At 61.2% G+C, this 13458-nt stretch carries 8 protein-coding genes; 5 read left to right on the top strand and 3 right to left on the bottom strand.

Translation table 11 applies throughout. The features are described from left to right. Positions 1 to 19 precede the first annotated feature (19 nt). The 5 genes from AC3CBN_RS08670 to AC3CBN_RS08650 all read left to right on the top strand — a co-directional run bounded on the left by AC3CBN_RS08670 (position 20) and on the right by AC3CBN_RS08650 (position 7253). Positions 20 to 505 carry a hypothetical protein gene (locus tag AC3CBN_RS08670; protein ID WP_488636400.1) on the top strand — a complete coding sequence of 162 codons (486 nt, stop codon included), beginning with the start codon at positions 20 to 22 and terminating at the stop codon, positions 503 to 505. A 555-nt stretch (positions 506 to 1060) separates the two neighbouring features. Next, entirely contained in the window at positions 1061 to 3253 is a 2193-nt protein-coding gene (locus tag AC3CBN_RS08665; RefSeq protein WP_488636399.1) for a TIR domain-containing protein, read from the top strand. Between the two features lie 76 nt (positions 3254 to 3329). Continuing rightward, positions 3330 to 3704: a hypothetical protein gene (locus tag AC3CBN_RS08660; RefSeq protein ID WP_488636398.1), complete on the top strand. Its 375-nt coding sequence runs from the start codon at positions 3330 to 3332 to the stop codon at positions 3702 to 3704. Between the two features lie 141 nt (positions 3705 to 3845). Further along, positions 3846 to 5537, top strand: coding sequence for a DUF4231 domain-containing protein (locus AC3CBN_RS08655; protein WP_488636397.1), 1692 nt, complete (start codon positions 3846 to 3848; stop codon positions 5535 to 5537). Between the two features lie 738 nt (positions 5538 to 6275). Continuing rightward, the gene (locus AC3CBN_RS08650; RefSeq protein WP_488636396.1) at positions 6276 to 7253 is read left to right on the top strand and encodes a hypothetical protein; all 978 of its coding nucleotides are present in this window, start codon (positions 6276 to 6278) and stop codon (positions 7251 to 7253) included. A gap of 171 nt (positions 7254 to 7424) precedes the next feature. Here the strand turns inward: AC3CBN_RS08650 and AC3CBN_RS08645 are convergent, their stop codons facing one another. Genes AC3CBN_RS08645 through AC3CBN_RS08635 form a run of 3 tightly spaced genes read right to left on the bottom strand, consistent with a single transcriptional unit; the run spans position 7425 to position 13458 of the window. Further along, positions 7425 to 8324, bottom strand: coding sequence for a DUF4434 domain-containing protein (locus AC3CBN_RS08645; protein WP_488636395.1), 900 nt, complete (start codon positions 8322 to 8324; stop codon positions 7425 to 7427). Then, positions 8321 to 11224: an NfrA family protein gene (locus AC3CBN_RS08640; RefSeq protein WP_488636394.1), complete on the bottom strand. Its 2904-nt coding sequence runs from the start codon at positions 11222 to 11224 to the stop codon at positions 8321 to 8323. Before AC3CBN_RS08640 ends, AC3CBN_RS08645 begins: the two co-directional genes overlap by 4 nt. Then, positions 11221 to 13458, bottom strand: a complete 2238-nt coding sequence (locus AC3CBN_RS08635; RefSeq protein ID WP_488636393.1) for a glycosyl transferase family protein — start codon at positions 13456 to 13458, stop codon at positions 11221 to 11223. The genes AC3CBN_RS08640 and AC3CBN_RS08635 overlap by 4 nt, the downstream gene beginning before the upstream one ends.

Genomic DNA, 13458 nt, shown 5'->3' with positions numbered 1-13458 from the left:
GCGCTGACCGGAGCCCGACATGGCCACAAGAAGTATTTCCGTGACTCTCGTGAAGCCGAAGAACAAACCGCCCTATCTTAGTGTCGATGTGCCGAAGGGGATCACCGATGTCCATCGGAAACCTGCGGCGCAGGTGCTGTCGTGGAGTCTCAAGCTTGAAGGATCCAAGGGCACGTTCAACTCTCAAGGCAACCCCATCTCTCCAGGCTTTGCCTGGGTGGGAAGTCACCCTCTGTCCGGCATTTTCAGTCCACCCGTGGTCTCAAAGGACGGCCAATCGCTGGCCATTGCGGATCTGCACAATGTCGAAGAAAAGATCGGCACCTGGTACTACCGACTAAGCGCCACGATCGACGGCATCGTCTACCGAACGACCTTTGAGTTGCCCTATCCACCGCGCGTTTCCCCTCCGCGTACCGCCCGGATGATGACCGCCACCACTGCAGTCAAAGGTTTCGACATAAAGGGCAGGACAACCACCAATCCAACCATCAAGAACCGCTGACCTGGAAGCACTCGCCGTCTCCGCATGAGATGTGCACGAAGGAGTTCTTCAGCAACATCTGGCTCAGCGACGTCACTTCATGGGAGCACGACATGTACCGAAAAAGTACCAATGGCGATTCGCTATTCGATTCAAATCTCCCTCGTGCGATGGCATCACCCCCAGCGCCTACGCCAAAGCCCGAACCCGCTCCATCACCGCCACCGCCACCGCCCCCTCCTCAACCTCCGAAGCCGGCGACGACGAGTAATCCGACCATCAAGAATCGCTGACGCAACTCTTGGAGCATGAGCAGCGCACCCTTTCACCGAATCGGCGTGTGAAGAGGGCATGAAGACGAAGGCATGTCCGAACGTCTATCTGGCCGCACCATTTGCGCCACAGAGGCGTTTGGCCGTCCAGGAGACCCACGGCCGCAAAACACCGTGCTAGTCTGCGCAACCAAGGGGAGCCAGCTATTTGCATGCCAATGCGCTGGCCATGTTCGACCGCCGCCCATGAGTAAGGATTTCCCAGCAAGGGATTGCACTGCCTGGTACAGGAGTGCGGCTCGTCATGGCGCAGGACCCCGTTGTACCGGAGTACCGGTATCGCGCATTTATCAGCTACAGCCACCAGGACAAGACCTGGGCTGACTGGCTGCATAAGGCGCTGGAGAATTACCGGATTCCGAAACGGCTGGTTGGGCAGATGACGGCATCCGGTGTCGTACCGAGGCGCCTGGGACCTGTCTTTCGCGATCGCGATGAACTCGCCAGCGCCACCGATCTTGGTCGCAAGGTCAACGAGGCGCTGGCGGAATCGGCCAACCTGATCGTGATCTGCTCACCTCATTCGACCACGTCACGATGGGTCAACGAGGAAGTGCTGGCGTTCAAGCAGCTTGGACGCGCTGACCGCATTTTCTGCCTGATTGTCGATGGCGAACCCAACGCCACGGAACTCTCTGGACGCGAGGCTGACGAATGCTTTGCGCACGCTTTGCGCTATCGATGGAGCAACAGCGGCACACTGACCGACGAACCGATCGAGCCCATCGCCGCCGATGCCCGGCAAGGCAAGGATGGTCGAACGAACGCCAAGCTCAAGCTGATCGCGGGCTTGCTGGATATCGGATTCGACCAGCTCAAGCAGCGCGAACAGCAACGTCACCAGCGGCGGCTGGCAGCGGTAGCAGCCGTGGCGGTGGTCATCACCGTCATGACCTCGACGCTTGCCGTGCTGGCGGTTCAAGCGCGACGTGTGGCGGAGCGCGAGCGCAACCAGGCAGAAGGCCTGGTCGGCTTCATGCTTGGCGACCTCAACGAGAAGCTTGGGCAAGTGCAACGTCTGGACATCATGGAGGCCGTGGACGACCGCGCAATGGCGTACTTCCAGTCGCTTCCTGACACCGACGTCACCGACACTTCACTGGAGCAACGCGCCAAGGCGCTGGAGAAAATCGGGAGCGTTCGCCTGGACCAGGGTCATCTGGATGCGGCCATGCAGTCCTATCAGGCGGCGGTGAAGATCGCCGGTCCACTGGCCGCCCGGGCACCCGACAACGTCGCGCGACAGATCGCTTATTCGCGCATCATCGCTTTCATCGGCATGACCGAATGGTACCGCGGCAACCTCGACGAGGCGGAGAAAAGCTTCGCTTCCGGGCAGGAGGTGCTGCGACGAGTACCGAAGCAGTCACCGCCAGATCCAGCGCTTATCCAGCAATGGGCCACCCTGGACACCGATCGCGGTCACGTGCTGGAAGCACGAGGCAAGCTCGATGAAGCGGCGACGCAGTATCAAAGCATGCTCGCGCACTGCAGGGAGCTGGTCCGCGATGCGAACGCCAAGACCGAATGGCACGAACTGCTCGGCGAAGCCCACAACAATCTCGGCAAGGTCGCACTGATGCGAGGCGACCTCGCTACCGCCATCACCGAATATCGCGCCGATGATGCGATTGAAACCGCAATGAGCGAACGCGACCCCAAGGATCACGACCAGCGCGAGAACATGGTGAGAGTGCGCGCCATCCTGGGCCGCACGCAGGCGCTGGGTGGCGACGTGCAAGTAGGCGCCGACAACCTGCAGCAGGCTATCGACGGCGCAGAACAACTGCACCAGTTCGAACCCAAGGCCACGAGCTTTCGGGCGAAGGTAGCGTTGTATTCGACGCAACTGGCCAGGCTACGTCGCTTGTCAGGCGACCTGGATGCTGCGCAGCGATTGAACGCCAAGGCTCTGGACATCTTCGGCGACATGACCCGCCAGGACCCCAGCAACACAGATTGGAAACAGGACTATGCCGAGGCACAACTGGAGCAGGCTGCGCAGTCGTTGGCGGCAGGCCAAACTGCCTCCGCGCACGCGCAGGCGACGCAAGCGCTAGCCGTACTGGCGCCATTGCAAGCCAAGCAGCCTGACGAACGCACACTCTTGCTCGATACGGCACGCACGCGCCTGTTGCTGGCAGACACCACGCCGGACCCCAATCTCGCCCGCCAATGGCGCGAAACCGTTTTGAAGGACACCTCATCGGTCACGAGCGGTGGTAGTGATCCACGCCTGCTCGCGCTGCGCGTAGCGGCATTGCTGAGCCTGGGCCGGCAGGTCGACGCTGCCCCGCTCATCCAGCAACTGTGGGCGTCCGGCTATCGCGACATGGAGCTGCTCGCCGCCCTCACGCGCGACAACATCGACTACCCCGCCAATGCCCAGTTCCAGCAGCGCCTGCAGGCAGCCAATAGCGCTGCAGATCCGCGATAACACGCCCATCACGTGTGAGGTAAGCAAGCTTCATCCGACGATGACCTGAGCCAACCCAGCCAAAGAGGACCGAACCATGCCAAACACCCTGAAAGTGAGCCTCGACGAGAGCGTCACCCCCTGGGTCGTGGAGATAGACCAGAAGGACAACGCCAACCACGTCGGCCGCGGCAGCGCCGCACAAACCATTACGTGGCAACTCACCGGCAATGCCGCGTCCGGCAATATTGTTTCCCTTGTCTGGCTCACCCCTGCACCGCCCAACGGCATTTTTGGCACACCTACGATCAGCGGCAATGGCAACGTCATGACGATGACCGACCTCAACAATACGGCGGCAACATCCGGCGACTGGGCCTATCGGCTGACCATCGAAGTCAACGGCCAGAATTACTCGACCACCGCCAGCATCGATGGCACCACCACCAACCCGACGATCAAGAACAACTAGCGGCAACGAGGGCAGGCAATGCATCGCAGGGAACGCCACGCCCAGCACGCGCAGGAGGTCCAGCCGGACCTCCTCGCCGCGAATGGTCAGCCCACCGCCCATGCCGGCCAAGGTGCGCCGCCGGTTCCATCGGGAGTAGCCATGACACCTCTGGTTGTCGGTGTTACCAGCCATCGCGATATTCCCGCCGGCGAGATCGAGCCGATACGTCGTCGCCTGGCGACGTTCTTCGACATGCTGCAAGGCGAATTTCCCGAGCTGCAGCTTTGCGTCCTGTCGGCCTTGGCCGAAGGCGGAGACCAGCTCGTTGCGCGCGCCGCCCTGGCGACAGGCGCGCAGCTGATTGCACCACTGCCACTGCCTGTGGAGCTCTATCTCGACGACTTCAAGACGCCGGCGGCGCGCGCCGATTTTGAATCACTGTACGCACAGGCACAGGTGATTCCGTTGCACTTGCCCAAGGGGCAATCTCACGACGTCATCGCAACGGCCGGCATTGCCCGCGACCGCCAGTACGCCAAAGCCGGTGTGTTCGTCGCGAGCCACTGCCATATCCTGCTCGCCATCTGGGACGGCAAGGATTCGGGGCGCCTCGGCGGCACCGCGCAGATCGTCAACTATCACTTGAACGGAACGATGCCCGGCCTGATCGAACGCCATCGCGAGGCGCGCCACGTGCTTGGCAGCGGCGATGAGCGCCTGCTCTATCACATCGTGTGCTCCCGCTCAGGCGACAACGGTGAGATCGCTCCGGGCCTGAAACCATTGCAGACGTATTGGCGCAGCGGCGACATCACCACCACCGATAGCACTCCGCCGCCGGAGTTCCGTCAGATGTTCACGCACATGGCGGAGTTCAATACCGATTGCAGCAAATATGGTGAAGAGATCGAAGCTGCAAGCCACCAACAGGCGTGCCGCGAACTCAGCGACGGCACCGCGATCAGTCGCCTGTTTAGGTCTGCTGACTGGCTGGCCATCCATTTCCAGCGGCGCGTTCTTCTGGCCCTTCGTCTCACCTATGTGCTGGCAGCGCTGATGGGCATCGCCTTCGCGTTCTATGCCCATCTGTCCGAACAGAACTTCCTGATCTACACCTTCCTGGTGCTGTTCGCGCTGGGCGCGGTGGTCGCCGTGCTCGCGCAACACCGTGGCTGGCATCGCAAGTACCTTGACTACCGAGCCCTCGCCGAAGGCTTGCGGGTGCAGGCGTATTGGCGTCGCGCGGGCATCTCGGGCAGCGGCGGCCACGAATTCGCTCACGACAACTTTCTGCAGAAGCAGAACATCGAACTGGGCTGGATTCGCCACGTCATGCGCGCGGCAGGCATCGAACCGTTGCCCGGCGCCGAAACGCACACGGCCGCAGCGTTGTCCGACGTTATCGAAGAGTGGGTCGGACAATCGGGAAAATGCGGACAGTTGAACTACTTCGAACGCAAGACCATCGAACGCACCGGCCTGCATCACGCTACCGAAACCATCGGCATGATCAGCCTGTGGGGAGGTATTTCGATCAGCGTGTTCCTCGCCGCATTCGCTTTCAGGCTGTCGGTGGAAATCAAGACGACGCTGGTGATGATCATGGCCGTTCTGTCCATCGTTGCCGCGGTGCGTGAGGCCTATGCGTATCGCAAGGCCGACAAGGAGCTGATCCGCCAGTACCGCTTCATGCAACGCATCTTTGGCGGCGCCAGAGCGGCACTCGATCGCACGGACGATCCCGTCAAACAGCGAGAAATACTCATGGCGCTGGGCGATGCCGCCCTCACGGAGCACGCGGAGTGGACACTGATGCACCGCGAGCGCGATGTGGAACACAGCAAATTCTGATATCGCCGCGCAACGATTCTGCGCCCCACGTTCTCATGCCTTCTTCGCGTTAGCCTTTGCGACCGAAGCAGACACCTGCCTCTGCATCAGGCAAAAGCAAGCATAGAGCGAGCCCATGGCCACGAAGCGCCAGATGCCTACGTTGCTGCCGGGGACAAGGACAAGATGAGTGATCGAGGACAGGGAGAGCACACCTGTTGCGAGCATCGCCACGCTGTCTTGCCTGAGACAACTCTCGAAGCTGCATGAGACGCCGATGTCGCTTCTGTTAAGCATTGTGTTAACGAGAGCCGCACAAAAACACATAAAAATCACGCGAATTTGGCGTTCGTAACCAAATTTTGATCATCTGAGAGTTCGTTTCGCTAGACTCCCGAGGCCAGCGATGTCTCGGTGCGTCATTTCCCAGACTCAGTACGGTCCGGTTTTTTGTCCGGGAAGGACAGGATCGGTCAAGTCGATAGATGGTTTAGAGACTTGCTTCGATCGCCTTCGGCGCGTTCGCCGTCTTCGCTGGTTATCCCAACGGTTGCTCCATCCTCCACCTCTTGCCAAGCGCTTAGGGGTTGGGGGGCCGTTGTATGGACGATCTTCAACAGTGCTCGGATGAGCACGACTAAGCCCGGCCCCGCAATTTTTTTTGCGGCGCTGTCGTCATGTCGTGGCAAGGCCATTTGTGTCATGGCCACTACTCCTAACCGGGTAAAGGATCGCCCAAACAAAGCGAACACCTAAACAATGAAGAAACTCGCAACTGCTGCAAAAACTTTCCTCTTTCCCCTCGCTGTATCCGCGTCGCTTTATGCCGCATCGGCACCGTTGTCGCAGAACGCCAACGCCCAGGCCGCGCAAACGATCAAGGCTCCGATGTACGGCGTCACGCTTGATGACCTGTCCAACATCAATGCGATCGTCACGTCGCTGACCAAACTGCCTTACAAGCCCACCGTGCGCGTGGTGTTCGATCCGGGCACAACCGCCGCCGAGTACTACCCCGCCCTGGTCAAGCTGCACACGGTTGCCTACGTGATGGGCGAGATCATGGACTCGTACTACTTCCCCACCGACATCAACACCTATACGGCGCGCACCAAGGAACTGGTCAACGGCCTGAAGGGTACGGTCGACGTCTGGGAGATCGCCAATGAGATCAACGGCGAATGGCTGCGTGCCAGCCCGAGCGGCAACGCTGCCACGGTCAACGCCCAAGAGACGGCCATCGGCCAGATGGTTGCCGCTGCCCATTCGATCGTGAAGGGCGCCGGTGGCAAGACCGCGATCACGCTGTATTACAACAACGATCCCAAGGGCAACAACTGCTGGGAGAAAACGACGGACAACTGGCGCACCTGGCCCACCACCTTCCTGCCCAGTTCGGTGCTGCAGAACACGGACTACGCGTTGTTCAGCTACTACCCGTACCAGGATTGCTCAGGCCTGACCCCCAACTGGACGACGGACTTCGCCGCCCTTGAGGTCATGTTCCCGAATGCGAAGGTCGGCTTCGGCGAGATCGGTACGTCAAGTCTCAAGGCCCCGCTGTCGGTGCAGACGGACTTGATCAAGACGTACTATCCGATGGTCAACACCATCAAGGACCCGAAGTTCATCGGCGGCGTCTTCTGGTGGAACTACGCTGAGCAGATGGTGCCGTACACCAAGTCGTACTGGACCACGCTCAACCAGACGATCGCTCCGCTGAAGGTTCCGCAGTAAGTCATCGATCGATTCTCGCCATGGATCGATAGCCTTGCAGCATTGCCAGGCGATGTTGTCATACGAGCCTTGGCGGGAATCGATGTGAGAGTGAAACAAAACGCCCCTTCGGGGGCGTTTTGTTTTTCGTGCGCGCTCAACCGCCTTGCATGCGAGCCGCGACATGCGCGGCTAGGGGCCTCGCAATGCTGCCATGTCAGGCAGGTAGCGCAATTCGAAGAAAACACTGTCGCCCGCACAGGGTGCTCGTTGCGCCAACGCCGCGCTCACCTCTGCGGGCGTGAGTGTCGATGCCGTGAACGCCTTGTCCTCGCCGGTCTGACGGAAGATCTCGTAGACAATGCCGTGAACGTGCTCGCCCGTGCACTGGCTGGCCGCCCCGATATATAGCTCACGTTCCCCCTGGCCCAGACGGCCGGTGCCAGCGCCGTCTTGCACCCAGGTGCGCACGCCGCTGCGTTGAACGTCAGCAAGCAACTCCGCATAGCGCGATGGCGTCATGTTGCCCGCGAAGAAAGAGGTCACATAGACCGGCCGTGGTGCGATCCGGTCCAACTGTCGCCGTTCGGCGGTCAAATAATCCTGCAATTGCTTGCGCGCATCCGGATCGCGCCAGCGCCTGTCGTCGATCTCGAGGGGCAGATACCAGCCGGCAATCGCATCATCACCCAGTTCGCCGGCCCACCGACGCGCCGCCACGGCGTTGTGTCGCGACAGCGTGAGCAGATAGTCATCCAATGCCACATGCGTCGCTTCCTGCCGCTGGAAGAATGAGGGATCGCTATCCAACCCCAGCACGATGCGCAGGCCCGCAGCACGGGCCTCACGTATGCGTTGCAGCAACCATGCGTGTCCTGCCGGGTCGCCAAACGCGTCGCCATATTGCGTCCATTGCACCACCAACGTGTCGAAGCCCTGCCCACGTACCTGTGCAAACAGCTGTGGCCACTGCGCTTGCGAAATATCCCGATCGCGCAGCTGCGGCTGATAGAAGATCGCCGTGGTCGCCATAGCAAGTAACGGCGCCAGCATTAGCGACAGCGACACAAACCAGCGTAGCGCGTGCCTCACCATTGCGTCCTCACGATCAGGAACATCGCGTTCTTCTCGTTTAGGTAGGTGGTAAAGGCGTGCTGCGCCTCGATCCCCACACTCAGGCGGTGCGGGTAGGCGTCATAGCGAGACTCGCCGTACCAGAGATTCCATTGCACGCCGATGCCGGCACGACCGTCACGCTCATAGCCACCGCCATCCGTGCGATCGATGCCCGTGTATTGCAGATGGACATAGGGCTCGATGGTTTGCCCGTCAATCAGTTTGTGGTGCCAGCCCAGCTGATAGTCGGCGGTGAATACGGTTTCCTCGGCGCGCAGGTAGTAGGCGAGGTCAACATAGAAATTCTGGGTAGGCCAGCCTCGCCCCGTCGCATGCCAGTCATCGCTGAGGCGCGGGCTGAATGACCATGACCCACTGGCACGCAGCATGGTGTCGTTGTGCGTGTTGCGGCTATTGCTCAACGGGGTTTGCTGCTCGACGGTGAACAAGATGTTCTGCGAGAGCAGCGGCTTCCAATGCAGGCCCACGCCCAGCATGGGCGAATGCACCGGCCACACCGAACCGTCGGCGCCGCTGCCGGCAAACACGCGCGCATAAGCGGCCAATGTATTGGAGTCGCCGCCGGTGAGATGCGGATCGAAGCGGTACTGCCCTTCAAGTTGCAGATAGCTACGATAGTTCACGCCGGGCGCCGCCGTGTTTGCCGCCGAGGATACGGTGTCGCCCAGCGTCATATCCGCATTGAAACGCCACTTGCGGCCAAGGTCTTCATGCAGGCGACGCAGGGTATAGCGTTGCTCGTCGTCGTCTTCCTGCGCGCCGCCATCGGTAGCCACCGCATCACCAGCAGGACCGAGTTGATCGATCGCCTGCGCGGCATAGGTTTGCGCCTCAGCGTTGTCGCCAAGTTTCTGGTGCACGTACAGCAGTTGCCGGGTCAACGCCGGGTCATCGGGATTGACCTGGTGTGCGCGTTCGAACTGCGCAAGCGCCTTGTCGGGCTCGCCGGCCTGCAGATAGGCGTAACCCAGCGAGGCGGCCAGCTTGCTGTCATTTGGCGCGAGCAAGCTCGCGCGCTGCAGCGAAACCAGCGCCTGCTTCGGCTCGCCGGCATGGCTTTGCAGAGCCGCCAAGCGAGCGTAGTAGCGTGGATCGGGGTGCATCGCCACGGCGTTTTCAAGGTCAGCACGGGCCAATGCGGGATCTCGCGGCTCGTCGGCCTGCGCTCGCAGCCACCAGTAATTGTGATCCTGCTGTCCACCCTGTGCTGCATAGGTGTCCAGCCAGGAGCGCGCAACGGCGGGTTCGCCGGCCGTGATTGCCGTCGTTGCCGCGGCGATCAGATCCGCTTGCTGCATATGCGCCGCGGGCACCGTGCGCCAGGCCTCCAATGCCGTTGCATAGTCCTGCGCGCTGAAGGCCTGGTAGGCCAATGCGCGGGTGATGTCGCTGTCAGGCTTGCGCTTGTTGGCCTCGGCGTACGCGTACTCGGCAAGGCCGGGCCGATCGTTGCCATAGCAATCGCCGAGCTGCCGCCAGAGGTCGGCGGGATAGTCTGGCGAAAGATCGGCCATCACCTGGCGAATGCCATCGCAATCGTGCAGAGCCCCGAGAATGGGAATCTGCGCCATTCGCAGCGGCACGCTTTCAAGTGGACGGCCAAGACGCGCACGGTCTTCGGCCGAAAATAACGTCGGTTGCTCGCCGGCCAGCACGGCAAGGCGGGCAAACAATGTCGCCGATGACGGGTTGCCAGCAAACGGATACGCCGTCAGCAACAGTTCCTTCGCATCCGCCTTTGCGCCAGCTTCCATCAAGCGATAGCTGAGCGGATCGAGCAGACGATAGCCATCGGACTGCGCGATGAGCGCCTCCGCTTGCTGCCTCGCATCGGCATACCGGCCTTGATTCAGGGCCAGGGTGAAACGATCCTCCCGAAAGCTCTCGGCAGGCAGGCGCGACAGCATGTTCTGCGCCATCGCGTCGTCTCCGCGCGCTATCGCCAACGGCACCGTCAGCCTTGCCCCCAACTTTGCGTTGGCCGGGTAATGCGCGGCATAGCCAGCGAGCAGCTCTGGGCGATTCCGCGCCACCAGCGCAAGCAGGTTCACCCATTGTCGTTCGTCTTTTTCGTTGTCGAATGCCGGCCGGCGCGGCGCCATGTACGTCGCCAGCCCTTTTCGGTCGCCGCCATCGGCCATCGCCTGGGCCATGGCCAGATCTTGCGTGGGCGCATCCAACCCACCACGCGATTGCAACTGGCGCGCCTCGTCCAGCCTGCCAAGCTTGAGCAGCAAACCAAACCATTGGTTGCGTTCGTCGGTACTGAGATCGTTGCTCTCGCCCAGCACGGCCAGCTGCGCTTCGGCTCGCTGGTTGTCGCCGACGTAGATAGCGCGCTGAACCAATGCGTGACGTAACGCTCGCCCTTCCGGGCTGTGCGCAAAATCAGGTGCATCAAGCTCCGCTTGCGCCTTGGCCAAATCGCCTACTTGCAGGTCATCGAAGCCGCGCTGGGCTCGACACACCGGCCTGTTGTCGCTGCGGCAGTCCACCGCCGGAGCAGCGGGCTTGGGAGCGCGCAGCCGCGGATCGCCAGGCGTGTAGCGCCGCTGTTCGACCAGCACCTGCTGCGCACGGTCCGTATCACCGAAATGCCGATACGCCTCGGCCAGGTCCAGCGCCGTGTCGACACTTTGCGGTGCGAGCGCCCGTGCGCGCTCGAATTCGGTGAAGGCGGTTTTCTTGTCGCCGCGCTGCATCGCCGCGTAACCGGCCTGCCGATGGGGATAAACCATGAACTGCTGGTAGCGGGTGTCGCTCGCGGTTGACTCCTGGCCTATGGCGCAAAGCGGCCACGCTGGCGACATCACGAACAGCGCCATCGCACATCGGCTTGGCCATGGTCTATTCATGCCGCCCTCCCCGTTGGTGTCACCCGCTGCGCCAGCAAGGCGATCTCCTTTTCCAGGAGGCTCGCGATGCTCGGCTGCAGCGCCGCCTGCAGGGCCAGCATGCGATCCAACGTTTCACTAGTGATCACACCCTGGCCAACCAGGAACTCACCCAATGGCTGTCCGCTGCGCGCATGGCTCAAGAGCAATGCCCTGAATGCCACTTCATCCAGATGACCTTGCGCAACCAGAATTTCGCCAAGCATCACCTGACGCGACACGTAGCTCTCCCAGAGCGCCGCCAGGCGATCACCCGCAATTCGCCCGCCGCGTGCAGCGATATCGAGCAGCTTGCGTTGGTCGCGATCGCGGCCGGACACATGCGCATACCAACGGCGCAGGCCGACCGTGACCTGCCCTTTGTGCGCGATGACATAGCGCACCGGCCGCGCGAGCTGCCGTGCAACGGCAGCCAGGGACACCGGATCGATGTACGACTCGCTGGCGAGAATCAGCATCCCACCTTCGACACGAAGCGGCAGCACTGCGTAGTGCAACGCGATGTTCGCGGGGACGGCATCCAGCAATTCGCGCGGAACGCTCGCAAGATCCACTGATTCACAAGGCACGCCTATCTGTTCGGCGATCGGGCGTGCCAGCTGTTCGGCGGTGATCAGGCCTCTGTGGATCATCGAGCTGCCGAGCTGAAGACCATCGATGCGATGGAGCATGGCGTCTCGCAATTCCGCCGCCGTCACCGAGCCGTTGGCAACCAGAATCTCATCCAGCGAACGCTTGGCGCGATTCTCCCCGCCGATGCTGGGAAAGTCGTGCGTAGTCTTGTCCCAGGCCACGCGGCGCGGATCGCCGAACTTGACGATTTGCCGGATCGCACGCCAGTTGGCCAAGAAATTGACCAGGTTGCCCCATAGCAGGCGAGGTATCGACAACAGGCCCTGCTTCACGCCGTAGTAGCCGGATACGAAGATGATCCGCTGCAGCATGCGGTTGCCCATAAGGGCAATATTTGCAATCAGAACGGCATCGAACCACGGATGCCCTTCGAAGACCGATACGAAACGCGGCGCGTCCGTCCACACCATCTGAAGCAGCCAGATCGCCATCAGGTGCAGCAAAACAAGCATGGCTGCGAAGCTGACGAAGTTGTTGATCGCACCCTTGCGGTCGCGCCACAGGAAGTAATTGAGCACCAAACCGTGCTTCCATCCGTGGGTGCGATAGCCCTGGTAGACAATGCCGATGATCCAGCGTGACTTCTGACGTACCGCCGTCTCCAGGCGGTCGGGAAAGTACTCACGCACGCAGATCACGTTCGACTCGCGCCAGCTCTGCCCCAGATGACTGTCGTGCACCGGGTGGCGCTGGTAGCGCAGCACCGGGAAGCGCACGAAGATCTCGGCCATGCCCCACGATTTCAGACGCAGGCCAATGTCGTAGTCCTCAGTGAGGCTCTGCACGTCGAATGCGACGCCATTACCTTCGTCGATCAAGGCGAGTACGGCGCGCCGGCTGAAGCAGGTGCCAACGCCGGCGCTGGGCACCTGACCGGCCAGTGCCTCGCGAACGGGTACGTCCTTGCCGTGCAGCTCTGCGAATTCATCCAGATAGTGCAGGCTGGTGAAATTGGTCCACTGTCGTTCGAATGGATAGACCGGAATCTGGATCAGATCCTTGCGGTCAACCAGATAGTTGAAAAGCCGCAGTTCCAGCGCGCACACGACGTCTTCGGCGTCGTGCAGGATGAAGCCCTCGAAGGTTACATGTGCACGCCGCTCGAACTGGAGGATGGCATCGAGCACATTGTTGAGGCAGTCGGCTTTGCTGGTCGGGCCGGGGCGCGCGCACACCACCTTGTGCACGTTGGGAAAACGCGCGCATACCTCATCAACGTCGCGCTGGGTATCTGCGTCGTTTGGATAGGTGCCGACGAAGATGTGATAGTTCTCGTAGTCCAGCGTGGTCGCGGCCAGTTCCGCCATGTGACCGATGACGCCGGTCTCGTGCCAGGCCGGCACCATGATCGCTAGCGGTTTTTCCGCCGGCCGGTACAGTTCGTGATAGTACGTATGCTCGTGCTTGCTGTAGATGTACAGCGACTTCCACAGCCGGCGCACCCAGAAAACGATATCGATGAACAAGTCGTCCAGACCGCTGATCAGCATCATCAATGCGATCACGGTGACGACGATGCTCAAGCCGTACAGATAACTCGAGAATGCATCCAGCCACCACAT

The organism is Dyella sp. OK584, assembly GCF_057787755.1.
Note: the sequence above shows the minus strand (reverse complement) of the source record. Positions and strands in the feature narration are given on the sequence as shown.